The organism is Nostoc sp., assembly GCF_036919575.1.
Taxonomy (GTDB): domain Bacteria; phylum Cyanobacteriota; class Cyanobacteriia; order Cyanobacteriales; family Nostocaceae; genus Nostoc.
The window spans coordinates 35,099-58,064 of sequence record NZ_JBALBY010000063.1 but is presented as its reverse complement, the minus strand read 5'-3'; the positions used below and the strand labels follow the sequence as shown (position 1 = coordinate 58,064).

Here is a 22,966-nt window from a genome sequence, read left to right as displayed (position 1 = left end):
AAGTCCCTAAGGAAAGATTCTCTTTTAGTGAAATCAATACTCAGTAGCAATTGTTAATAAAATACTTAAGAAAAATTATTACAATTTCAATTGTATACAAGTATTTTTATATAAATATGTTATTAATAAAAATTAATACTATCTATACGTATGTATTACGTAATATCATCAAATTCAGTTGTAGTCTAAATTGAAATTCACTTTTCATAGGAGAAAGATTATGTCTGAGATCAAACCAGAAGATTTGAATTCACAAGCAGTACCATTCTTCGCCCGATTCCTAGAAGGGCAAAACGCTGAAGACCTTTCTGATCAACAATCAGAAGTAATTAGTGGCGGATGCACAGCCGTAACTAAGAAGTACCCTTCTGATAGTGATGAAGCTGGTACTCAGCAGTGCCCTTCTGGTAATGAAGATGCTGGTGTAGTAACTTTGAAGTTCCCTTCTGATAATGAAGATGCTTTGCCCACAAAATAAGTGTACTGTCTATTTTCGAGTACACCAGAGATCCGGTTTTGAAAACTAGCAAAAACAAAATGCGATCTCTGCTCTGGACTTTTGAAGAAGATCGAGAAATATAACAAAATAGGGAATCAGGGGTAGCCGTTGGCTGCCCCTGATTGCTCCTGATAGTGATTAATCATTATTTGTTAGAGAATATTTTATAAGAAGAATTCAGAATTCAGGAGTCAGAATTCAGCATGAATAAAGCTTTTATCGAAGAGAATAAAGGCGTCAGTCGTCAGAATTAAGTTGGGTATTTTGACCGAAAAAGTGGATGAATAACCTCTTTTTAGACCCCCACCAAATCGTAGATTTGGTGGTAACAGAGCAGCGCCGAAGTGTGGTCAACTTTCGTAGTGGCGAGTCCCAATCCCCGACTGATGGTTAGGTAACTCTGCCGAAGTCTTGATTCTGAATTCTGAATTCTGGATTCTGCATTCTTGGTTGAGTCGATGGGGGATATTATTCCCCGCACCTCTCAGTTAAATCTGGGCGTGCGATTTTCACCGCACCCAGCTTCCGATGTTCTTAGCTTGCGCTTTTGCTCATGTGTCTGTAATCGTGACAACTCTCATGAATTGCTTCCAGATTATTTTTCTTCCAGTTGGCGTGATTTTCGTCGATGTGATGCAGGTGAACCCGTTCCTCATCAATGAATTTCAAACCGCAGGACGCACATCTATGGTTTTGCTTCTTAAGAGCTTTAGAGGTTTCGCCGTCGTAGAGCTTACTATTCCGTTTGCTCCAGTAGGTCATATTTCCGTCATAGGGGGATTTTATTCCTTGAACCATGACGTGTTCGTTTTCGGAGTAGGGAACTTTTGGGAATGCTTTGTCTAGTAATTTCTTGCTAGAGTAGCGGTTTTGTTTGGTTTCCTTGTTAAATACCGTGTAGGCTCTTTTTTGGATGTGGTATAACGAGTTTCTAGACCCGTCCATCTTGCAGAACTTATGGTAATTTCTCCAGCCTCTAACTACCGGGGCTAATTTCTCAGCCTTTGTGGTAGCACCATAATTCGAGTTGTTGACGATGTATTTTACTTTCTTACGGAACGCTTTGAAGTTGTCCACTGAGGGAGTGCTTCTGAACTTTCCGTTTTTCTGGACTTTGAAGTGCCAGCCGAGGAAATCAAATCCATCTGTCGCGGCGGTAACTTTGGTTTTCTTTTGGCTTACATTCATTCCGCGTTTGCGGAGGAACTCGCTGATTCTTTCAAGTATCTCTGTTGCATCATCTTCGGGTCGGAGTATAATAACCATGTCATCCGCGTACCGGATTGATGGTTCTATGATTGACTTATTTGGGGTCTTGTCGTGTATCTTGCGACCTTGTTTGTAGTCGTAGTGGTATCTGTGTATACTCTCAATCCCGTTGAGTGCAATATTTGCTAGTAATGGGCTGACCACTCCCCCTTGAGGAGTACCCTGTTCGGGGAATTCTGGATTTACCCCTGCCTTGAGGCATCGGAAGATACCGAGTTTTAAACCTTTGGGGGCGATGAGTTCGTCCATTATTGCTGAGTGATTTATCCTGTCGAAACACTTTTCGATGTCGAGTTCAATTACTCGTTTTTCTATTCCATTGCAGGAAGAGCTTAGGTTGGTAAAGATGTAATGTTGTGCATCATGGGCAGAGCGCCCAGTTCTGAACCCGTAACTCCTAGCGTGGAAAGTTGCTTCGTGGGCGGCTTCCAAGGCATATTTTGCAAGGCATTGCCAAGCTCTATCCGCTATGGTCGGTATTTTAAGCATTCTGGTAGTCCCGTCCTTCTTAGGGATAGGGATTTCCCTTAATCCTTGATGCTTCCAATTTCCACTGTTCATTTTCAGTAGTTCTTCAAGGTTGAAGCGTTCTTCAAATGAAAGGGATTTTTTGCCATCAATACCAGCCGTCTTTTTACCCGCATTTAGCTGAGATACTTGTCTTATTGCAAGAAATCGAGCCGAGGTGGATTTTAGAATAAGCTTTTGGAGTAACCTAGCTTTCCGCTTGTCTCCAACAAGAACCGCTTTAAATACGCGCTTTTGAAGGCGGAAAAGATTTCGGCGGAATTTCTTCCACGGTAGGGCTTTCCAAGATTCACTAGTATGTTTACTGTGTCTAATCATTTTCTCTTCTGGAGTTTGTATTTTCTGAACACCTCAGACCAGTTACGGTCTGTCCTACCCGACTTGTGAGAGTTCCGCTTCTCGTCTAGCCTACTTGGGGTTCGACTGCCCCAAGACTCACAAATCGTTTTTATTCGTTCCCTCGGAGAGATTGATTGTTCCATTAGGTGTAGCCGATTCAACCACTAGATTCCCTGGACTCTTGCCGTTATCTTGACCGAAAATTCGGCGGGAATGAACTCCAGTGCGGTCAGGGATTTTGCGTTGCGCCCTGCTACAGAGTAAGTCGCTTTTCAAGGCTCTGTTTCATCATAGGAACTCCCTATTAGCGCCAGTGTCAACCCGCAACGGTCGTCTGATTGCGCCCTGTTCCCAGCTTCACTCTACAAGAACCGAGCTTGTTCGGTGTGGGCAGATAAGGAGTCAATTCTGAGTCTGAATGGTAGGGCTTTCACCTACATCTGACCGAGAGTTCAGCCTTTAATGACAGTAATCTGCTGTCGGGCTGGATTAGTTATTTACGGATTGACTACCGTGATTCACTAATCAACGAATCGCACCTTCAATCTCTGTTCTTTCTTATTTGTCCCATGCCCGATGCCCAATTTAAAAATCTACCCCTCGTTTAAGTTCTACACCTTGATTAGCATAGTGTTTGTGGCAATAAACCTCTGAGTGGACGCTAGCCAAGTCGAAGTATGCGGGTGGATTTTGGCAGCGACCAGTAATAATGATTTCGGTGTCGCGGGGTTTGCGGAGTAAAGCTTGGACAATGGGTTCAACGGGGAGTAGTTCTAAGTCAACGGTGGGATTTAGTTCATCGAGAATAATAGTTTTATACAGACCAGAGGCGATCGCAACTTTTGCAATTTCCCAACCCCGTTCGGCTTCTACGTAGTCTAATTCTTGCCGGGAATTGCGCCAGACGATCGCATCTTGACCGCAGCGCTGATGATCCACCACTTCTGGATATGACTGCTGCAAGGCGGCGATCGCTGCGTCTTCTGTATAGCCAGTACCACCTTTAAGCCACTGCATAATCAACACACGGGTAGACCCTGGATGATTGATTCCCCTACCAATGGCCTGCAAGGCTTTGCCCAAAGCACTAGTAGACTTGCCTTTACCAGCACCAGTATAAATTTCAATCCCTTCAAGGAAGAGGGCTTTGGCTGTTGGGTGGTGATGAGGTTTCATTTCTGAGTGCAAATCTGCAATATCAAGTAACTTTTGCGGTGCGGCGCGTCCGGTAGCAATGATTTCTAATTCTTGGGGTTTGGATTTTAATGTCTGCACCACTTCATCCACTGGTAGCAAACCTAAATCCAGAACGGGGTTAAGTTCATCCAAGACCACAACTGAATATAAACCACTAGCGATCGCACCTTTGGCTACATCCCAACCCCGTTCCGCCTCCTCTCGGTCAAAGGTGGTAATTTCTTCTGGGCCAAAAAATTCCGCTCTCCCAGTGCGAACCTGGTCAATTAAATGGGGAAAACCGCGCTGTAAAGCTGCGATCGCGCCATCTTCGTCATAATCACGTCCCGGCCCTTTTAAAAACCGCAACAGTAAAACGCGGTTAGAATTGCTAGGCATATTTATCCCCAAACCAATGGAGCGCAAAACCACCCCTAAAGCCGCTTGGGACTTACCTTTACCCACACCATCGTAGATGTGAATTTGACCAATGAGCCGTTCTGAGCGCACTTGCGCCGTGCGAATACCGATACCGTTCCTTGTCATCTCTCGAAAAGCTATAACGTGGCAGTCTTTAATCTTACAAGAAAGGCAGAGGGCAGGAGGCAGAAGGCAGAAGGAAAGGAGTATTAATAAAAACTTTAGTTCTGGGTTATTGCCCAGTTTAAAAAAAGAATTGTATCGAGGCGCGTAGCGCGAGATACAAAGCGTCATTGCTTCAATCCCACGTTTTTAAACGTGGGTTCCCTTCTGCCTTCTGCCTTCGTACTTCTGCCTTCTGAACTAACGTCTTGTATTCTCATTGAAAGCGACGGGAAACTCCATCCCCTCGTGAGTGGAGAGGGATAGTCGCCCCGTCGCTTGGGGCATTGGGCATAGGGCATAGGCCAAACAGGTAACTTCTTCCCCATGCCCCATGCCCTGTTCCCCATGCCCAAAAACTCAATTCCCTTGAGTGGGTGGAGTTTTTTATCTGAGAAATTGCCACTCTAGTGCGTCCGTACAAGTATTAACAATTATCAATAGAGGAATACTGGCACACCAGCATGATAAAGGACAAGAACAATGGAATAATTTCCCCCATCACCCTCACTATCCCAGTTATACTCACTACAGTTAACCCTTACCGTTGACCATTTATGCCCGAAAATTGGATGCTTCCCAGGATTTTTCCCATTGGTGGAATTCTGTTTGACTTTTTATTTGTACTAATTGCCATCCCCATCGAAGCCTATGTTTTGCACTCTCGACTAAAATTTGACAAAAAAACCAGTACTTTTTATGCCATTTCTATCAATCTGTTTTCTAGCGTGATTGGCTGGTTCATATTTTTTGTATCAGAACCAATGTTGCCGATACAAGTAAAATCAGAATTAATTAACTATATGTTTTTTAATAGCTTTAAATCCCCGAAGTCCCAAAGTTTAATTATATTAACTGCCTTTATAGTTTTCTTTGCTACTTTTTTGATGAAATTTTTCATTCTCAGGGTATTACTATTATCGTTGAATGAACCAGTTGCTAAAAAAGAAGAGGAGCCTCAAACATCTCAACGGCGGCGATGGCGTAGTTTTAGCAATCTTAAATTACAAAGTACTAGTTTAGTTACGACTATATTAATAGCGAATTCTCTGAGTTATAGTGTGATCACAATTATTTTATTATTTCGCTCAAAATAGCAAGAAATGACTTGTTGAATTCAGAGGAAAAATAGTGATTAATTAATCAGGTGAAAGGAAGAATATGAATACGCTACTTAAAGATGTATTTGGGGCTTTTAAATTTGTTGAAGGGCTTTATGCGGGAATTAGAAAGGTATTAGTTCCACCCAAAGCTTATTCTTGGCAGACATTTATTTATCTGAGTGTTTTTTCTTGGATACTTTCATATTTTGCTATCGGCTATATCAAAGATATAATTGCCTTTTTTGGCTGGTTATTTTTAATTGCGGGCACAGCTTGGTATACAACTGAAGATCCTTTGAGGGTTCCTGGTACTTTTATGCCAGTCGGGGCAGTGATCACTGGATTTTTAGTGAGTGTTTTTGCATTTGGAAGTCAAGAGGAGGTAATTACACCAAGAATAATAGTTTTTTGGCCGACAATTTCAGCACTAATTACAGCAATACCAGAATTTATTGAAGGAAATGACACTGACGCTAAAGCTCGCATTCCTAAGCCAGAAGACCGCCAAAGAATCATAATTTTAGTTGCTAGTAGTATGCTGCTAAGTTGCTGGATTATGTTTTACTTTGTGATGGATAATTGGTTACGAGAATATCCTAGTTTGCAGGCAGATAGTTTTAAACGTAGTACCTTTGTTGTCAGAACAATAGAACCAGTAAAAATTCCCCAAAACGGCGTTATAATTCTAGAGAAACTTCAACCAATAGTAGTAGAAGAAATAGCTGAAAGACCTTGGTCGGAAGTAGAGAAATGGTTGCTAGATGCGAAACAGCGTGTAGGAACTTTGGGTAGGGAAGTAATTAAAATCAACCTAGATCAATATGACGAGAAGGAACTATGGCGGGTTGAGCCGCGTGTAGCTAATACTAAGTCTGGATATATATTAGATTTATTAAGTATTTGGATCGGCCCGAGTTCTAACCCACGGGGCTATTACTTGAAAAAATCTTGTCGCATTGAACCAGTTGCAGCAACCAGCAATTCCGGTAATAAGATTACAGTTGCAGAAATTGAATGCGATCGCGCCAGTAAATTAATTCCTGGATCACCGCCTCCGCAGCAGTGAAGAATGGGAGATGAGGGAGATGAGGGGGATGAGGGAGATGAGGGGGATGAGGGAGATGAGGGGGATGAGGGAGACAAGGAGAATAACTATGACAAATGACAAATGACAAATGACAAATGACAAATGACAAATAACAAATGACTATTAACAGAATTTTTGTATTGGCAAAGAATGTGTTTCAGGAAGTGGTACGCGATCGCATCCTATATATTATTGGTTTTTATGCGCTAATACTCGCCACCGCCTTCCGCGTCCTTCCTGAATTTGCAGCTACGACTGAAGACAAAATGTTTTTAGACTTTGGCTTGGCGGCGATGAATGCCATCGGGTTAATTGTGACAATATTTGTTGGTACGGGACTGGTTAATAAAGAAATTGAAAAACGCACCATCTTAATGTTAATTGCTAAACCTGTCAGCCGCACCGAAATTATCATCGGCAAATACTTGGGTTTATCCGCAGTCCTAGCTGTACTTGTGGCCACGATGACAGTAATTTATCTAGTATTTCTGCAATTTAGTAACATTCCTCATCCAACGGTCAGCATTCTAATTGCGGCAATTTTCTTATTTTTGCAGTTGTCATTAATCACCGCCGTGGCTATTAGCTTCGGTGTTTTTACGGCTTCTCTCCTAGCGACTATTTTAACCTTTGCGGTATATTTAATCGGAAATATTACTCCAGATTTAGTACAACTTGGGCGTCTTACCCGCAACCCTGGTATGGAACATCTAACTCAAGGTTTGTTTCTCATCTTGCCAGATTTATCTCGATTAGATTTGAAAAATGATGCCGTTTACGGTCTGCAAGCACTACCTGACACAACTGCACTGATTACAAATGCTGGCTATGGCTTACTTTATAGCGTCATGTTGTTAGCGATCGCTAGTCTTATTTTTTCACAACGCGAATTTTAGTTCTCCCCCCACTCCCCACTTCCCACTCCCCACTCCCCCTAATAAATCATTATCTGAGGTTGCTCAATTGTGCCATCAGGCATGATAGTATCCCGAAACTTAGTATAAATCAGGTTTGTCTTCCAAAGGTTTGCCTTATTCAAGTTTGCCTTAGTTAAATTTGCCCATGTCAGGTCTGCACCAGTTAAGTTAGCCTCAGTCAAATTAGCTTCTAATAATTTTGCTCCACATAGCTTTGCTCCTGCGAGATTTGCAAAACTTAAGTTAGCTTCAATCAGCGATGCTTCAATTAATTTGGCTTCACTTAAGTCTGCTTCTCTCAAATCCACATCACACAAAGAAGCACCCCAAAGATTACTACCTGTGAGCTTCACCCGCCATAAGAAACTTCCGCACAAATTTGCTCGTGTTAAATCAGCATTAATCAAATTGGCTTCACACAAAGATGCTTCATACAAATTAGCTTCATACAAATTAGCTTCGATCAAATTTGCCCCACTTAAATTAGCACGCGTCAGAACACAGCCAGACAAATTCGCACCACGCAAATCCGCTCCGATGAAGTTAACACCACTTAAATCAATTCCTTTTAGGTCAATTCCCCTCAAGTCATATCCACTGAAATCTCGGCACTGAAAATATTTATTTGTGATTTGATTTAATATAAATTCCTGCTGTTGGGCATAATTTTTCATGGCATTCACCTCTGGGTGTAATTTATCTCAAAGGTCGAGCGTGATAGTTACCGTATATTGAGAGTACACCCCAAATAGATATAAGCTCAGTAAATAATCAAAAATTAATTTCGGAAAAATCGTCAATCACCTGAAACTACGCTTTTTTAGTGATCTTTAAAACAATAAATGCTGACATAGGTCAGGAAATGTTGATACAACAGGAGTTGGGAGTCAGTTTTATTAAAACTAAATTGGTATTCTAGACCAGAAACGGCTGAGTTTTGATAGAAGGCGAATATAGCTGGGAATTCTCATGGAAACAAAAACTGCCAAACTCCTTGACGGTAAAGCGATCGCTGCAAAAATTCAGCAAGAACTTTCTGTTGCCATTACACAATTACAACCAAAAATTGGACGACCTCCGGGTTTAGCAGTGCTGATGGTTGGCGATAATCCAGCGTCAGCCGCTTATGTACGTAATAAAGAAAAAGCCTGCGCTAAAGTTGGTATCGCCTCTTTTGGTAAGCATTTTCCCGCCCAAACTACCCTTGAGGAATTAGAAGAGGCGATCGCTGCACTCAACCACGATGAACGAGTGGATGGTATTCTTGTGCAGCTGCCCTTACCTAACCACTTGGATGCTGTGGCTCTGCTACATCAAATTGATCCCGATAAAGATGCTGATGGATTGCACCCAGTTAACTTGGGGCGACTAGTACGGGGAGAAACCGGTTTACGTAGCTGTACCCCGGCGGGTGTGATGCGGCTTTTACAAGAGTATGAGATTCCCTTGCAGGGAAAACAGGCAGTAGTGGTGGGACGCAGTATTTTAGTGGGTAAACCAATGGCGCTGATGCTACTAGAAGCTGATGCCACAGTCACGATCGCTCACTCGCGATCGCATGACCTCAAAACCATCACCCAAAATGCTGATATTCTAATTGCAGCAGTAGGTCGTCCCGGACTGATCACTGCTGATATGGTGAAACCGGGCGCTGTTGTGGTAGATGTAGGGATGAATCGCGTCACCGATGCTAGTGGTAAAAGTCGCTTAATTGGCGATGTCCACTTTGAATCAACCGCCGATGTCGCAGGATTTATCACCCCCGTTCCTGGTGGTGTTGGCCCAATGACTGTCGCCATATTGTTGCAAAATACATTTGCCAGCTATTCCAAGGCGGCAAGAGAAGGAAGAGAGTGAGGAGTGAATACGGTTCGGATAAGGTTTTTTAATGACACGCCGCTTATCGCAAAGACGCGATAAATCGCCGTCTTTACAATAATCAGTCCTCTGTCTTGACGGCGATTTATCGCGTCTCCTGCCTTAACCGAACCGTATTGAGTGAGGAGTGATCAGTGAGGAGTGATGAGTTAAAAATTAAGAATTATTAATCCTAACTCCTAACTCCAGTAGAGACGCGATTAATCGCGTCTCTACTCCCAACTCCTGTACAGACGGCGATTTATCGCGTCTCCTAATTTTTCAGCCCCACAGCATCTTAAAATTGTGACGTATAAGACAAAAATCCCAAAATTTCAGGAATTAAAGAATGGTAGCAACTGATAACGTTCAAAAGACACCACCAGAGGAAGCCACATTTAACTTAGCAGTCTATCTGAAAGAGCGACAAAAGCTTTGTGATACTGCTTTAGATCAGGCTATCCCGATCATTTATCCAGAAAAGATTTATGAGGCGATGCGCTACTCGTTATTAGCTGGAGGCAAGCGTGTACGTCCGATTCTTTGCCTTGCTACCTGTGAAATGATGGGTGGAACTATCGAAATGGCCATGCCAACGGCTTGTGCTGTAGAGATGATCCACACAATGTCGTTGATTCATGACGACCTGCCAGCGATGGATAATGACGATTACCGTCGTGGGAAACTGACGAATCATAAAGTCTATGGCGAAGATGTGGCGATTTTGGCTGGGGATGGCTTGTTGGCTCTCGCTTTTGAGTTTGTTGCCATTCAAACTCCCGAAAGCGTTAAGAGAGAGCTAGTCTTGCAGGTAATTGCCCGTCTTGGTCGGGCGCTGGGGGCAGCTGGTTTGGTCGGCGGTCAAGTTGTCGATTTAGAATCGGAAGGTAAATCCGATATTTCCCTAGAAACGCTAAATTTCATTCATAAACACAAAACAGCCGCTCTTTTGGAAGCTTGCGTAGTTACTGGCGGGATCATCACTGGGGCATCACCTGAAGATGTGCAGCGACTGACCCGTTATGCTCAAAATATTGGGCTAGCATTCCAAATCATCGATGATATTCTGGATATCACTGCTACTCAAGAGCAATTAGGCAAAACAGCTGGTAAAGACCAAAAAGCGAAGAAAGTGACCTATCCCAGCCTTTGGGGGCTTGAGGAATCGCGATCAATTGCCCAAGAGCTAGTTAAAGCAGCTTGTGTGGAATTAGAACCATTTGGAGACAGAGCCAAACCACTCCAAGCGATCGCTCATTTTATTACCAGCCGCAATAACTAGTATCGCTTTGCAGAATTCGTCAATCGTAATTCCTATACCGCAAGCGTTTCATGGTTACGTAGCTCTGTCGAAGTCTTGATTTGGAATGGGTGGTTTATTGACGCTATGCTGTACTACTACCACCCAGAGTAATTCACTCATTCAAAATTCAAAAAGCTTACTTGATAAGCTTTTTGGCTGTTTGAATAATTGATCTGTTTCCGCCGTGATGTACTAAGTTAATTTGGGATTTTGGGTTGAATCTAAATGTTTCCTCAACCAACAACTGCTGCTAATATTTACTCATTGGACAAAGTACCGTAGGGCATACGGTAACTAGAGAAATGATTCTCTAACGCTTAGGGAGATAAGCCCACTGGGGTTGTTTAAATTAGACTCGGCACTTTGTTCTATTGAACGGGTATCAGGTTTAAATATTGCCGCAAGGATGGACAATTTTAAGGTATGTCGTTGAACTAAGAATTTCAGCGTCTAAAGACGCTGAGAGTGTCAATAACCTAACCAAAATACCATGCAGGACATAGGCAACATTTTAGACAACCGGGTGCTGCTGGTTGCTCTGCTAGCTTGTTTAATTGCTCAAGCACTAAAGCTCGTAATCGAGATCATCAAAAATCGCAAACTGAATGTGCGTGTTTTGGTGACAACCGGAGGGATGCCCAGTGCCCATTCAGCTTTAGTTACAGCTCTAGCGGCTGGTGTCGGGGAAAAACTTGGTTGGGCATCTCCTGATTTTGCCGTAGCGATGATTTTTGCGATCATCGTCATGTATGATGCAGCCGGAGTTCGCCAAGCGGCTGGTAAGCAAGCTCGTATCCTGAATCAAATGATTGATGAATTATTTGATGAAAAACCAGACTTTAGCCAAGACCGTCTGAAGGAATTACTCGGACATACACCAGTTCAGGTAATAGCTGGGTCGGCTTTGGGTATAACTATCTATTGGTTAGCTAGGTCTGCTTATTAAGCTAGAGCGATGAATCTTTGTTTGAGCGGCTATTAATAATGACTAACTGGTAACTTGTCAACCAATTTGGAATTTTTGACTTCGGTTAGTTGACAAATTACCACCCTGGTAGATCGCATCAGTATTCCAGAAAACTTAATATCACTACAATCGCACAGTTGAGCGCAGCAGAATCACCTTACGACTATCTACTATGCTAGCAATAAAACCGCGATCGTTCAGCTTCTGTAATGTGTTGTATGCTTCAGTTTGGTTAGTGGTATAAACTGCCAATAAGTAAGGGCGTTGTCCATAAGAAACAAAACCTACCTTACCTCCCACTACTTGCTGCACACTATTTACTAGTTCTGGACGATTGTAATAATCTACCAGCACTGCATAACCCTCTCCCAAGGCTTGAGGATTGTAGCTGACTGTCTGCTGAGGTGTCTGTTGAGGTGTCTGCTGAGGTGGCTGTAGCTGTGGTTGCACATCTGGCGTTGTTGGTCGAGTGGTAATTATGGCAGACAACCCAACAATATTGCTGACATACCTCGCCCAACGATTGGCATCGTCAATTTTATTAAAGCCCCCGACTCGCGTCACAGTTTCGTTGAGATATTTACAGGTGATGGTCTTAAGTTCAGACGGTAAGGCACTACGCAACTGCTTTTGATTATTTGCTGTGGGACTGACTACTAATAAAAGATACTCACCTGTATTTGGTGGTTGACAAAGGGGAATGGCTTGTTGGGCAAAGACAGAACTCATCCCAGCAATCAAAAGAGCGTAAGCGAAGCTCGTCGTAGATATCGCTAATCCTAAAACACTTGGTAAAGTCTGAAATCTATGCACAAAAGTTAGATTATGTAAATCAAGGTGTCCTAGAAGATTTTATAAGAAAAAAGCTGAAAACCTAGCTAGTTCAGTATGGGGATTAAAGGAGTGTTAAAAAATATATTTAAGAAGTTAATCGGGTAAGTAGGTAGACGTAAATATTTGTCGTTGAGATGAAAATATTGACTCTTGACTTTTAACTATTATTGTGTTTCTGTTTGATGTCGTGGCGTTTTTCTCACAGTAAATCCATAATGTTTTGGACTTACGCACTTTACAAATTGAGTATCATGTGCATATCAAGCTTATTAAGATAAAAGTCTTGCCCTGCCTCGTTCCTGGGCTGCTGCCTGGGAATGCGATCGCTGGGAGGGCTGCTGCCTCCTGTCAAACTGGGAGGCTCTGCCTCCCACAAGAGCATTACAAGGCAGAGCCTTGTAACGAGAGGTGATGCACATTTGGTTATGTCTGTCAATGCGTAAATCCATAATGTTTATTTTCTACTGACTTAATAAAACTAGGGACAAAGCAAGCAATGACTCAAAAATTTGCTCAATCGGTGGCTTTCATGGAACAAGCGAGAAATTTGTCCCTTTCGTTCTTGTACGGACACAGCATTATTCCCTACCGCCTGGGGTTGATTTTTTTATTGGTGGTGGGACTTTGTAGTTGTGGTAGTTTGCCTTCATCTGGCTTGAATGGGGTTAACTTAAAAATTGGCACCAATGTCACCCCAATTGGAGAAATTAAACCAAAACAAGACAATCAGGCTATAGTTTATATCCAAGGTCAGGTAGAAAAGCAAGCTCCTCTGATGAAGCAGTGGGCTTATCAAATTAATGACTCGACGGGCAAAATTTGGGTTGTCACCCATCAAAAGAATCTCGCCGAGGGAGCGCAAGTGGTAATTAAGGGTAAAGTTCGCTACCGAAGTATCCCCTTAGCTGGTAAAGAATTGGGGGAAGTTTATCTAGAAGAAGAATAATCAGCAATTAAAAATAAACATATGAAAATGAATATATGAACAATCAACCGGTGCATGTAGCGATCGCAATTCTCTACCAAAAAAACAAGTTTCTCATGCAACTGCGCGACAACATCCCCGGTATTCTCTACCCTGGTTACTGGGCGCTATTTGGCGGTCATATCGAACCTGGTGAAACGCCAGAGGTCGCAGTGAAGCGAGAAATTTTAGAAGAAATCGGCTATACATTACCATTTTTTGTTGAATTTGGCTATTATCCCGGCGAAAGAGTTGTCCGTCATGTCTTTCATGCACCACTCTTGATGGAATTAAATCAACTGGTTTTGAATGAAGGCTGGGATATGGGGTTATTGACCCCAGAAGATATTCGCCAAGGTAACTGTTATTCGCAAAAGGCTGGCGAAGTACGACCTTTAGGGAGTGTGCATCAGCGAATTATCTTGGATTTTATCGAAACAAATCAACAAGCTTAAGTAGGTCGGCGCAATTAAAGCTAACTGGTGAAGGCTGTCATTTGTCCTTTGTCATTGGTGAGCCACTGCGTTGGACGGGTTCCCCGGCTTAAAGCAAGTGGCGTCATTAGTAAGGGCTTTAAGCCTATTTACATTTCGTAATATACTTGGGTTTTTTCGCCCCAACTCACTTAATCAAAGAGAATCACTGTTTCCTAAACGGCTATTAGTTGCCCAGTTTGAAGTAAGTAATTGGGCAAGAATAAATTAAACTATGTTAAGCAATGTAAAATTAATTAAATTGGCTCGTAGTAAGGGCTTCAGTCTGGAAGATCGGGCTGAAGCCTTTACTACAAACCTTTATCGTAAATTAAAGGGTTTAAATCCCCGTCTGAAAATGTTTTGAATTTTGAATTTTGAATTGTTATAACTCTTGTGGAGTCACCACTAATGGAATCAGCAAACAAACTGCCGCGATGGTTAACTATAGGATTGGCATTTCCCATTGCCATTCTCAACGGCTGGCTATTGCTCCAAGTTGTACAGTATTTTCAACCGTTGGTGAATATTATTGCCGCCGCCATCTTACTGGCTTTTGTCTTGAACTATCCAATCCAGTTTCTCCAGGAACAAAGGGTAAAACGCAACCTAGCGATCGCTGGAGTGTTACTTTTGACTGTGGTAGTTTTAGTAGCTCTAGGCATCACCTTGGTTCCTTTGATTATCCAACAGCTCGTAGAGCTAGCTAATATTTTGCCCAGTTGGATTGATTCTGGTACTGTGCAGCTGCAAGCTTTCCAGGATTGGGCGTTAAGTCAACAACAGCTTCCGATTAATTTAAGTGGTTTATTTACCCAAGTTCTGGAACGATTATCTAACCAACTTCAGTCTTTCACTGGTAGAATTCTTGGTTTTGCTGTTGATACCATTGGTATTGTCCTCAACGTGTTGCTGACGGTAGTACTGACGATTTATTTAATATTAAACGGCGAACGTCTTTGGGACGGAATTTTTCAGTGGTTTCCCCCTAACATTGGGTTAAAAGTCCGGGAATTATTGCGAGAGGATTTCCACAATTACTTCATTGGTCAAGCAACATTGGGAGCTGTGTTAGGAGTAACAATTACACTGGCGTTTTTGGCGCTGCAAGTTCCCTTGGCTTTACTTTTTGGCATCGGTATTGGTTTGTTTTCTCTCTTCCCCTTTGGTACAGGAGTAGGTATCGCCATAGTAAGTTTATTGGTGGCGTTACAAAACTTTTGGTTAGGAGTTGAAGTCTTAGGTGTAGCTGTTGCGATCGACCAAGTTAATTCTAATTTTGTTGCACCTCGAATTCTTGGTAATTTGACTGGTCTAAATCCCGTTTGGGTGGTGATTTCTTTGCTGTTGGGGGCAAAGTTAGGAGGAGTGCTGGGTTTGTTGATTGCGATCCCTATTGCCAGTTTTATCAAGGATATAACAGATAGCTGGCGGGCTGGAGAGTTTAAGAAGCTAGATGATATCGAGTCAGAACCTGTTACGGTAAAAAGTGAGCCAGCACGAACTTATAGTTAAGAATTAAGTGCAACTGGAATTTTAATTATAAACTCAGTTCCTTCGCCAACAGCCGATATACATTGCAGTTGACCACCGTGTTTTTCCACAACAATTTGATGGCTGATAGATAGACCTAATCCAGTTCCTTTGCCAACGGGTTTAGTGGTGAAAAATGGATCAAACAACTGCTTTTGGAAACTCTCTGGAATTCCTGGGCCATTATCGGAAATGCGAATAATTACTTGCTTGTCATCAGTAAGTTCAGTATGAATGCAAATTTGTCCTTTATCTCTTAATAATGACGGATGACTAATGACTAATGAATCTTGTATAGCATCAATAGCATTTACCAAAAGATTCATAAATACCTGATTGAGTAACCCAGCGTAGCACTGAATTTTGGGAAGATCGCCATATTCCTTAACTATCTTTATAGTCCCATTGGTTTCGTGATTTTTGAGACGACTTTGTAAAATTATTAAGGTGCTATCAATACCTTCATGGATATCAACAGATTTATTCTCTGATTCATCAAGACGAGAAAAATTTCGTAAGGAAAGAATGATTTGCTCAATTCGCTTGGTACCAACCTGCATAGAGGTGAGAAGATTGGGGAGATCGGTACTTAAAAAATCTAGTTCAATTTCTGCGATCGCAGTTTGAATTTCCTCATTTGGTTTAGGATAACATTGTTGGTACAATCTAATCAGATCGAGTAAATTTTGACTGTATTTGATGGCGTGGACAAGGTTGCCAGCAATAAAGTTGATGGGGTTATTGATTTCATGGGCAATACCAGCAACCAGCTGTCCTAATGCAGCCATTTTTTCATTCTGAACTAATCGCGTATAGTTATGTTGAAGATCATTAAAGCCTGCTTTAGCGACTCTAGATTGTTCCTCTACCTGCTGTAGATCAATAAGTGTTAAAACATGAATTTTGGAGTAGGCTAAGAGTAATTGATGAAAATCAACCAGCTTATATTTTCCAGACATAGTTTTAACTAAAATCGGCTCATAAGCAACTTCAGGCGATCGTTCCAAAGTTGCCTGAGTCGCATTTACAATGAGCGTATCCTCAGAAAATGCTAATATATTTGGCTCGAAAAACTTGTAAAGAATTTTAATCGGTCTTTTAGAAAATAGTGCCAAACTATAAGGGTGGGTCATCTGCTCAAAAAATTTCCGCCGCGAAATCATCCCCACATATTGTTGATGATTATTTAGGATAATTCCCGGCAGTAAAGGCTCTTGGTTAAAGAGTATAGCTAAATCATTACTCGGACATTCTACTTCGATGTCAACCTGCCAAAACGGTAATTCTTCTAAAGTTGACTTTAATCGCAGGTTGGATTCATTACTATTTGTCATGTCATCCATAGTCAGCAGACTCTCAAGCCTTGGGTGCTGAGATAATATTTCTGGTAACATCTTGAATATCCGTCCCGATAATTTCAAAGCTCATCAATCGTTACAAACTTATCATTCCCACATTTCTACCCAAAATTCACAGTGTAGATGTGGGAATATAGAGTACTTCAGCGAATCTAATATTTTAATAGAACAGAATTCAGGAGTCAGGAGTCAGAATTCAGTATGAATTCTAACCAAAAAAGCAAATGAATAAACGGGTTTAAGTCCCCCACCAAATTGAAAAATTGGTGGTTTACAATTAGTTGCGGGTCTAAATCCCCAACTAATTGTATTCTGACTCCTGAATTCTGACTCCTGAATTCTTTTTTAATATTTTATTAACCGTTAGATAACTTACTCTTTACTTATCGTTCTAACAGAATGTGTTAAACACTTATCCTGTAACACTTCTTTAGTTTGCGATTATTTAGTATGGAATCTAATCACTCATTGAAGCTAAACCGCCGCCAGTTTTTGATGCGTTCAACGATCGCAGCAGGTGGAATTATTGCCACAAATATTGTATCAAAATCACCAGTTTTTGCTCAAGCACCTGGAATTATCACCTCTGATAAAATGCGTCCTGGTATACCTTATGGTGTAGCTAGCGGAGATATCTGCAATGATAGCATTGTCATTTGGAGTCGGAGCGATCGCCCGGCCAAAATGATCGTAGAATATTCTACCAGCGAATCTTTTAAAAATGTGCAGCGAGTTGTGGGACCTAATGCTTTAAAAAACAGCGACTTTACAGCCCGACTTTATCTGAAGAACCTCCCACCAGACCAAAAATTATTTTATCGGGTAATCTTCCAAGATTTAGATTATCAAGGCACCTACAGCGCTCCTGTTTATGGCACTTTCCGAACTCCCTCCAAATCTGGGCGAGATGTATTCTTTGTTTGGGGTGGAGACACTGCTGGTCAGGGATGGGGGATTAATCCTGAGTTCGGTGGGATGAAAATTTACGAAAGTATGCGTCAACTTAATCCCGACTTTTTCATCCATTCTGGCGATAATATTTATGCCGATGGTCCCATTCAAGCAGAAGTAACTTTAGACGACGGCACTATTTGGAAAAACATCACCACACCAGAAAAATCCAAAGTAGCAGAGACTCTCACGGAATTTCGTGGCAACTATATTTACAATTTGCTAGATGAAAACATCAAGCGTTTCAACGCTGAAGTTCCCATATTGGCACAGTGGGACGACCACGAAACGAGGAACAATTGGTATCCTGGGCAAATTATCCTCAACGATGACCGTTATACAGTCAAAGATGTTAACTTGCTAGCCGAAAGGTCAAGACAAGCGTTTTTAGAATATCTGCCGATTGGATATACAACCGATAATGCAGACAAAACGAAAATTTATCGCTCCTTTAAGCATGGGCCATTACTAGACATTTTCATGCTGGATGAGCGCACCTATCGGGGACCAAATAGCCCCAATAATCAGCCAGTACCAAGTAAAAAAACAGATTTTTTGAGCAAAGAACAAGTGCAATGGTTGAAAAAGCAATTGCTATCATCAAAAGCAACATGGAAAGTGATTGCTAGTGATATGCCTTTGGGGTTGATAGTTACAGACGGTACCACGGACTTTGAAGCTTGGGCTAACGGAAATGGCCCAACTTTAGGAAGAGAACTAGAACTTGCCGATTTGCTACGATTTATCAAAAACAAGAACATCAAGAATGTTGTTTGGTTAACTGCTGATGTACATTACGCAGCAGCGCATTATTACGACCCCGCGAAAGCGCAGTTTACCGACTTTAAGCCTTTTTGGGAATTCGTCGCCGGGCCTCTTAACTCTGGCACATTTGGGCCAAACGAATTGGATAATACCTTTGGACCACAATTAATATTTCAAGGTCTTCCTCCAGGTACAAAAGCAAATCGCCCGCCAAGTGAAGGTTTGCAATTCTTTGGAGGAATCAAGATTGATGCTAATACAAAGGTGATGACGGTAACACTGCGTAACTTGGTAGGTAAAACTCTTTACAGTGTAGATTTGCCGCCAGAAGCATAAATCTCTAAAAGCTCAGGGAAATTGAGCCAGTTAGATAGAGTAATTAGGCAATTTTTTACTCTGTCTGCTGGCTTTGTTGTTTTTGCTGAGATTTTGAAGGATGAAAAACTTGGCGTTGCTGTGCTGGATGACGGTATGATTGAATCACGCAGAGGCATAGAGAGAAGCTTGCAGTTAAGCAATGCCAAAAACCTTATAGTAGAAGTAAAATCCTAGTATTTTTGGAGTTGGTCATGCTTAAGCAACTCATTCTAGAAAATTGGAAAAGTTTCCGTTATGCAGAGCTTCCACTTGACCCGTTGACTGTTCTAATTGGTACAAATGCAAGTGGTAAGTCTAATGTGGTTGAAGCTTTTGAATTTTTACAAAGAGTAACACAAGGTCAGAATATTGAAGCTGCTTTGGCGGGTGATAAAATACTTTCCTCGATTCGAGGTGGTGTGGAGTGGGCAGCACTTAAACCAGAAACTGAGTTTACATTAAAATTTCTGGTTCAGGGTGATGATGAACATACCGATTATCTATATGCAATCAAAATACAAACACAACCTGTTGTAATAGTCATAAGAGAATTCATACAAATACTAGATGTGGAAAATTCAGATTCATTAATTGAATTTTCAATCAAAGATAAAGATAGTTTTATTTCCATTAGAAGTGCATTGAATACATTAGAAGGAAGTGGTACAGCGACAGGTTCAGGTGTAATTACAATTGCTAAAAAATATCAGTTAAAGAATGTTGATGATGTTTCTAAAAGAATTAGGAACATCACTAATTTAGTTATTAAAGCATTAGAAAAAACCTTTGTTTTAAACCCCATTCCTTCTAAAATGAGATCATATTCACTACTGTCTGATACCCTAGAAAGCGATGCTTCTAATATCGCAGGTGTCCTAGCAGCATTAACCGATAAACGAAAAAACGAAGTAGAATCAATTCTATCAGCCTACATTAAAGATTTCCCAGAAGGCGATATTCAAAAAGTATGGGCAGAAAAAGTTGGCAGATTTGGTACTGATGCCATGCTTTACTGTCAGGAAGAATGGAAACCTGGTCATATTACAGAAATTGATGCTAGAACTATGTCAGATGGAACTTTACGTTTTCTAGCAATTATCACAGCACTACTCACCCGACCAAAAGGTAGTCAACTGGTAATTGAAGAAATAGATAATGGTCTTCATCCCTCGCGTGCAGAATTGTTGGTAAGAATACTGCGAGAGATTGGCAGCCAAAGAAAAATAGATATTTTACTAACTACCCATAATCCAGCTTTACTTGATGCTTTAGGCCCAGAAATAGTTCCTTTTGTGGTTGTTGCACACCGCGATTCTGAAACCGGAGAAAGCAAACTTACTCTTTTAGAAGATATTGAAAATCTTCCTCTTTTGCTAGCATCAGGAACTTTGGGCAGATTAGCAACTAAAGGCGCAATTGAAAAGAGTCTTTCTGATAACAAGTAAAGTGAAATATGAGAAAGATTCTGATTATTGACACATCAATACTCTGCGTCTACTTAGGTGTTCCTGGTAAAGAGACTTGTGGCTCTGATAATGATAAATGGGATAAAAAAAGAGTTGAAGCCCGTTTTAAGGCAGAAGAAAAACAAGGTGCAAAGTTTATACTACCAATAGCAACAATTATAGAAACTGGTAATCACATTGCACAAGCTAAGTCTAGGCGATATGAAATTGCTCAAGCTTTCGCTGATATTTTAGTGAAAGTAGCGGATGGATTGATACCTTGGGGGGTTTTTGAAACTCAAGTAGGTGAACTTTGGAATTCAGAACAATTAAAACAGTTAGCTACGGAATGGCCGACTCTAGCATCTAGAAAGATTTCTATTGGAGATGCGACAATTAAAACTGTAGCTGAATATTATGCTAAAACTAGTAGCACATTCCAAGTAGAAATTTTTACGGGCGATGGGGGACTGAAGGCTTATGAACCAGCTACCCCAGCACCTAAACGCCGAAGCGATCGCACCAAGTAAAATATCCTTAACCAACGTTTAACTCTTCCGTAAATCAGTTGTTGCTTCTAAAGTTATTTGCTTAATTGCCTCTAAATCAAGTGGTGGTGTTTCACTTTCCATTCCCAACCACAAAAGATATTCAATATTCCCAGCAGGGCCAGTGATTGGCGACCAAGTTAAGCCTTTGTATTTCCATCCTAATTCGTGGGCTGCTTGCAACACCTGGAAAATTGCATCAGCTTGGTCATTTGGATCGCGCACAACGCCTTTTTTGCCCACACGGGATCTACCGACTTCAAACTGTGGCTTGACTAACAGCACAGCTTCCCGATTAGCTTGAGTTAATTGCCACAAGGCTGGCAGAATCTTCGTTAAAGAAATAAACGATACATCGACCACCGCTAAATCAGGAATCGGGTCATCCTCGTTATATAACTCATCTGGTCGTAGTTGCCGTAAATTGGTGCGTTCCCGCAAAATCACCCGCGAATCATTTCGCAACCGCCAGTCAACTTGCCCGTAACCGACATCAATACCGTAAACTTGTTTGGCTCCAGCTTGCAAGAGACAATCAGTAAAACCACCAGTAGAAATCCCACCATCTAAACAAATACGCTCTCCTACGGGAATGGCAAATACTGACAAAGCTTTGGAGAGTTTTTCACCGCCTCTAGAAACAAAAGGCGATCGCACCTTAATATTTATTTGAGCCGAAATATCAACTTCTGTACCAGGTTTATCAACTAACTGCTGATTAACAGTGACTTCCCCCGCCTGAATTAACCGTTGTGCTAAGGCGCGAGAAGAACATAAATTTAGCTCTACTAATAGTGTATCGAGTCGCTGTTTAGCCAATTAATTAAACTCTCCTGGTAAAATTAAAGCCAAAGCACGATTGATAATTTCTTCGCGGTTAACCAGCTTTTCTAATTCTTCTGGCTCATAACGACCTTCTTCTACTTCAAGCGTTGCCTGATCAATGGCATTTAAATAGGCTTCTGCTAAGATTTCTAACAATTCTTCTGGCGTGAGATAATAGCCCCCAGCTTTACGCCGCTTATTTTCGCGTTGAATTTCCCGAACCGAATTCCGAATTGAGACTTCCCAAGAGCGAGTCGTGCGATTTTCAGCTTGTTGTTTAATCAGATGCAACAGCAAAATCACTGCATAGCTACGAATCGTCTTGATTATGTCATTTCGGCTCATTTCTGTTAATTCTTCAACTATAATCAATGCCCCTTGAACATCGCCCTTAACAAGCAAGTCTTTCAAACTTAATAATTCTTCCATAATCAGCGCCTCAAACATCGGCAACTTCTATTGTGGCTCTATAAGATAAGCTAATGCGTTTCATCTATGAGCGATCGCATTCCTTAGCCAGTCTAATTCAACTGTCCAGCTTTCAATAAACAGAGCTTAGGAGTTTTTCTTTCCTAACCAGTGGTTTAAGACTACGGAAGATTTATTATGCCATTACGACAACCTCGTTACAGCAAAGAAGAATTTGCCCGTCGCGGTGATGAGATATATGACTCTCAAGTGCGCCCACAAGTCGAAGCAGATAATTATGGCAAAATTGTAGCGATCGACATCGAGACAGGTGGCTGGGAAATGGATACTGATGAAATCAATGCCTCAAAGCGTCTTGAGACTCGCTACCCAGATGCACAAATCTGGTTTGTGCGTGTTGGCTCTCGCTATGTCCGTCGGTTCGGGGCTGGTCGCATCCCCAAAACAAAATGATTATTGGAAGTGTGAATGCTGACTACGAGCCAATTATCCTTTTGAAATGCACAGAGTTTTTTATAAAAACACTTGTTGAAAACCCTTGAGCAACAGGCGCTATGCGCCGTATTACGTACTTTAAGCAAGGGATGAAAACGGTTTGAGGTGTTTACGCTTTACTTCACGTTCTGGTAAAATTAGGTTTAACAGGAACGGTAATCAACCTGTATAAAAACCTAAATGCCTAGCGGCAATCTGTACCTTGACAATTGAAGATATGGGGTTCTATTCCATAGTTCTAGTTCCTGCCCAGGAATAGGTAAAATCTTCATGGGGACTAGGCGATCAGAATTTCAATCAAACAAATTTTGGAATCATCCAACTACCGAGGGGCACTCGGAAAGTTAACGCTTGAGGAGAGA

Annotated in this window: 25 protein-coding genes; 15 read left to right on the top strand and 10 right to left on the bottom strand. The window is 41.5% G+C overall.

Annotated elements, in window-relative coordinates; genetic code table 11:
• The first annotated feature begins 220 nt into the window (after positions 1-220).
• The gene (locus V7K27_RS16965; protein ID WP_334949175.1) at positions 221-478 is read left to right on the top strand and encodes a microviridin/marinostatin family tricyclic proteinase inhibitor; all 258 of its coding nucleotides are present in this window, start codon (positions 221-223) and stop codon (positions 476-478) included.
• Positions 479-1,033: 555 nt separating this feature from the next.
• Here the strand turns inward: V7K27_RS16965 and V7K27_RS16960 are convergent.
• The 4 genes from V7K27_RS16960 to V7K27_RS16945 all read right to left on the bottom strand — a co-directional run bounded on the left by V7K27_RS16960 (position 1,034) and on the right by V7K27_RS16945 (position 4,729).
• Positions 1,034-2,614 (bottom strand): group II intron reverse transcriptase/maturase, encoded by a 1,581-nt coding sequence (locus V7K27_RS16960; RefSeq protein ID WP_334949173.1) that lies wholly within the window; start codon positions 2,612-2,614, stop codon positions 1,034-1,036.
• A 117-nt stretch (positions 2,615-2,731) separates the two neighbouring features.
• Positions 2,732-2,911 (bottom strand): hypothetical protein, encoded by a 180-nt coding sequence (locus tag V7K27_RS16955; RefSeq protein ID WP_334949171.1) that lies wholly within the window; start codon positions 2,909-2,911, stop codon positions 2,732-2,734.
• 309 nt (positions 2,912-3,220) lie between these two features.
• A complete protein-coding gene (locus tag V7K27_RS16950) occupies positions 3,221-4,357 on the bottom strand; it encodes a cob(I)yrinic acid a,c-diamide adenosyltransferase (protein WP_334949169.1) in 1,137 nt (378 codons plus the stop codon).
• A 237-nt stretch (positions 4,358-4,594) separates the two neighbouring features.
• Positions 4,595-4,729 (bottom strand): hypothetical protein, encoded by a 135-nt coding sequence (locus V7K27_RS16945; protein ID WP_334949167.1) that lies wholly within the window; start codon positions 4,727-4,729, stop codon positions 4,595-4,597.
• Between the two features lie 221 nt (positions 4,730-4,950).
• Here V7K27_RS16945 and fraC point away from each other — a divergent pair, with 221 nt between their 5' ends.
• From fraC to V7K27_RS16930, 3 genes are all read left to right on the top strand, one after another.
• Positions 4,951-5,490, top strand: a complete 540-nt coding sequence (gene fraC, locus V7K27_RS16940) for a filament integrity protein FraC (protein ID WP_334949165.1) — start codon at positions 4,951-4,953, stop codon at positions 5,488-5,490.
• Between the two features lie 64 nt (positions 5,491-5,554).
• Complete coding sequence (fraD, locus tag V7K27_RS16935) at positions 5,555-6,562, top strand: septal junction protein FraD (protein ID WP_334949163.1); 1,008 nt, start codon at positions 5,555-5,557, stop codon at positions 6,560-6,562.
• A 137-nt stretch (positions 6,563-6,699) separates the two neighbouring features.
• On the top strand, positions 6,700-7,479 hold the full coding sequence (locus V7K27_RS16930; protein WP_334949161.1) for an ABC transporter permease: 780 nt from the start codon (positions 6,700-6,702) through the stop codon (positions 7,477-7,479).
• 38 nt (positions 7,480-7,517) lie between these two features.
• Here V7K27_RS16930 and V7K27_RS16925 read toward each other — a convergent pair whose 3' ends face one another.
• Entirely contained in the window at positions 7,518-8,174 is a 657-nt protein-coding gene (locus tag V7K27_RS16925) for a pentapeptide repeat-containing protein (protein ID WP_334949159.1), read from the bottom strand.
• Positions 8,175-8,469: 295 nt separating this feature from the next.
• Here V7K27_RS16925 and folD point away from each other — a divergent pair, with 295 nt between their 5' ends.
• The 3 genes from folD to V7K27_RS16910 all read left to right on the top strand — a co-directional run bounded on the left by folD (position 8,470) and on the right by V7K27_RS16910 (position 11,606).
• A complete protein-coding gene (gene folD / locus V7K27_RS16920; RefSeq protein ID WP_334949157.1) occupies positions 8,470-9,357 on the top strand; it encodes a bifunctional methylenetetrahydrofolate dehydrogenase/methenyltetrahydrofolate cyclohydrolase FolD in 888 nt (295 codons plus the stop codon).
• Positions 9,358-9,706: 349 nt separating this feature from the next.
• The gene (gene crtE, locus V7K27_RS16915) at positions 9,707-10,639 is read left to right on the top strand and encodes a geranylgeranyl diphosphate synthase CrtE (protein ID WP_334949155.1); all 933 of its coding nucleotides are present in this window, start codon (positions 9,707-9,709) and stop codon (positions 10,637-10,639) included.
• A gap of 511 nt (positions 10,640-11,150) precedes the next feature.
• On the top strand, positions 11,151-11,606 hold the full coding sequence (locus V7K27_RS16910) for a divergent PAP2 family protein (RefSeq protein WP_334949153.1): 456 nt from the start codon (positions 11,151-11,153) through the stop codon (positions 11,604-11,606).
• 144 nt (positions 11,607-11,750) lie between these two features.
• Here V7K27_RS16910 and V7K27_RS16905 read toward each other — a convergent pair whose 3' ends face one another.
• Positions 11,751-12,440, bottom strand: coding sequence for a hypothetical protein (locus tag V7K27_RS16905; protein ID WP_334949151.1), 690 nt, complete (start codon positions 12,438-12,440; stop codon positions 11,751-11,753).
• 290 nt (positions 12,441-12,730) lie between these two features.
• Positions 12,731-12,910 (bottom strand): hypothetical protein, encoded by a 180-nt coding sequence (locus V7K27_RS16900; protein ID WP_334949149.1) that lies wholly within the window; start codon positions 12,908-12,910, stop codon positions 12,731-12,733.
• A 47-nt stretch (positions 12,911-12,957) separates the two neighbouring features.
• On the opposite strand from V7K27_RS16900, the gene V7K27_RS16895 reads away from it, so the two are divergent.
• The 3 genes from V7K27_RS16895 to V7K27_RS16885 all read left to right on the top strand — a co-directional run bounded on the left by V7K27_RS16895 (position 12,958) and on the right by V7K27_RS16885 (position 15,413).
• A complete protein-coding gene (locus V7K27_RS16895) occupies positions 12,958-13,407 on the top strand; it encodes a hypothetical protein (RefSeq protein ID WP_334949147.1) in 450 nt (149 codons plus the stop codon).
• Between the two features lie 35 nt (positions 13,408-13,442).
• Complete coding sequence (locus V7K27_RS16890) at positions 13,443-13,880, top strand: NUDIX hydrolase (protein ID WP_334949145.1); 438 nt, start codon at positions 13,443-13,445, stop codon at positions 13,878-13,880.
• Positions 13,881-14,309: 429 nt separating this feature from the next.
• Positions 14,310-15,413 carry an AI-2E family transporter gene (locus V7K27_RS16885; RefSeq protein ID WP_334949144.1) on the top strand — a complete coding sequence of 368 codons (1,104 nt, stop codon included), beginning with the start codon at positions 14,310-14,312 and terminating at the stop codon, positions 15,411-15,413.
• On the opposite strand, the gene V7K27_RS16880 is transcribed toward V7K27_RS16885, so the two are convergent.
• Positions 15,410-16,774, bottom strand: coding sequence for an ATP-binding protein (locus V7K27_RS16880; protein ID WP_334949142.1), 1,365 nt, complete (start codon positions 16,772-16,774; stop codon positions 15,410-15,412). The two genes, V7K27_RS16885 and V7K27_RS16880, sit on opposite strands and share 4 nt — an antisense overlap.
• Before the next feature lie 465 nt (positions 16,775-17,239).
• Here V7K27_RS16880 and V7K27_RS16875 point away from each other — a divergent pair, with 465 nt between their 5' ends.
• From V7K27_RS16875 to V7K27_RS16860, 4 genes are read left to right on the top strand one after another with little or no spacing between them, the layout of a single operon-like run.
• Positions 17,240-18,841 (top strand): alkaline phosphatase D family protein, encoded by a 1,602-nt coding sequence (locus tag V7K27_RS16875; protein ID WP_334949140.1) that lies wholly within the window; start codon positions 17,240-17,242, stop codon positions 18,839-18,841.
• A 21-nt stretch (positions 18,842-18,862) separates the two neighbouring features.
• A complete protein-coding gene (locus V7K27_RS16870; RefSeq protein ID WP_334949138.1) occupies positions 18,863-19,057 on the top strand; it encodes a hypothetical protein in 195 nt (64 codons plus the stop codon).
• Positions 19,058-19,074: 17 nt separating this feature from the next.
• Positions 19,075-20,307 carry an AAA family ATPase gene (locus V7K27_RS16865; protein WP_334949136.1) on the top strand — a complete coding sequence of 411 codons (1,233 nt, stop codon included), beginning with the start codon at positions 19,075-19,077 and terminating at the stop codon, positions 20,305-20,307.
• 8 nt (positions 20,308-20,315) lie between these two features.
• Positions 20,316-20,837: a hypothetical protein gene (locus V7K27_RS16860; protein ID WP_334949134.1), complete on the top strand. Its 522-nt coding sequence runs from the start codon at positions 20,316-20,318 to the stop codon at positions 20,835-20,837.
• 18 nt (positions 20,838-20,855) lie between these two features.
• On the opposite strand, the gene V7K27_RS16855 is transcribed toward V7K27_RS16860, so the two are convergent.
• Positions 20,856-21,674 carry a TlyA family RNA methyltransferase gene (locus V7K27_RS16855; RefSeq protein ID WP_334949132.1) on the bottom strand — a complete coding sequence of 273 codons (819 nt, stop codon included), beginning with the start codon at positions 21,672-21,674 and terminating at the stop codon, positions 20,856-20,858.
• Positions 21,675-22,109 carry a DUF29 family protein gene (locus V7K27_RS16850; RefSeq protein ID WP_334949130.1) on the bottom strand — a complete coding sequence of 145 codons (435 nt, stop codon included), beginning with the start codon at positions 22,107-22,109 and terminating at the stop codon, positions 21,675-21,677.
• 177 nt (positions 22,110-22,286) lie between these two features.
• On the opposite strand from V7K27_RS16850, the gene V7K27_RS16845 reads away from it, so the two are divergent.
• The gene (locus V7K27_RS16845) at positions 22,287-22,562 is read left to right on the top strand and encodes a hypothetical protein (RefSeq protein ID WP_334949129.1); all 276 of its coding nucleotides are present in this window, start codon (positions 22,287-22,289) and stop codon (positions 22,560-22,562) included.
• Positions 22,563-22,966: the final 404 nt, after the last annotated feature.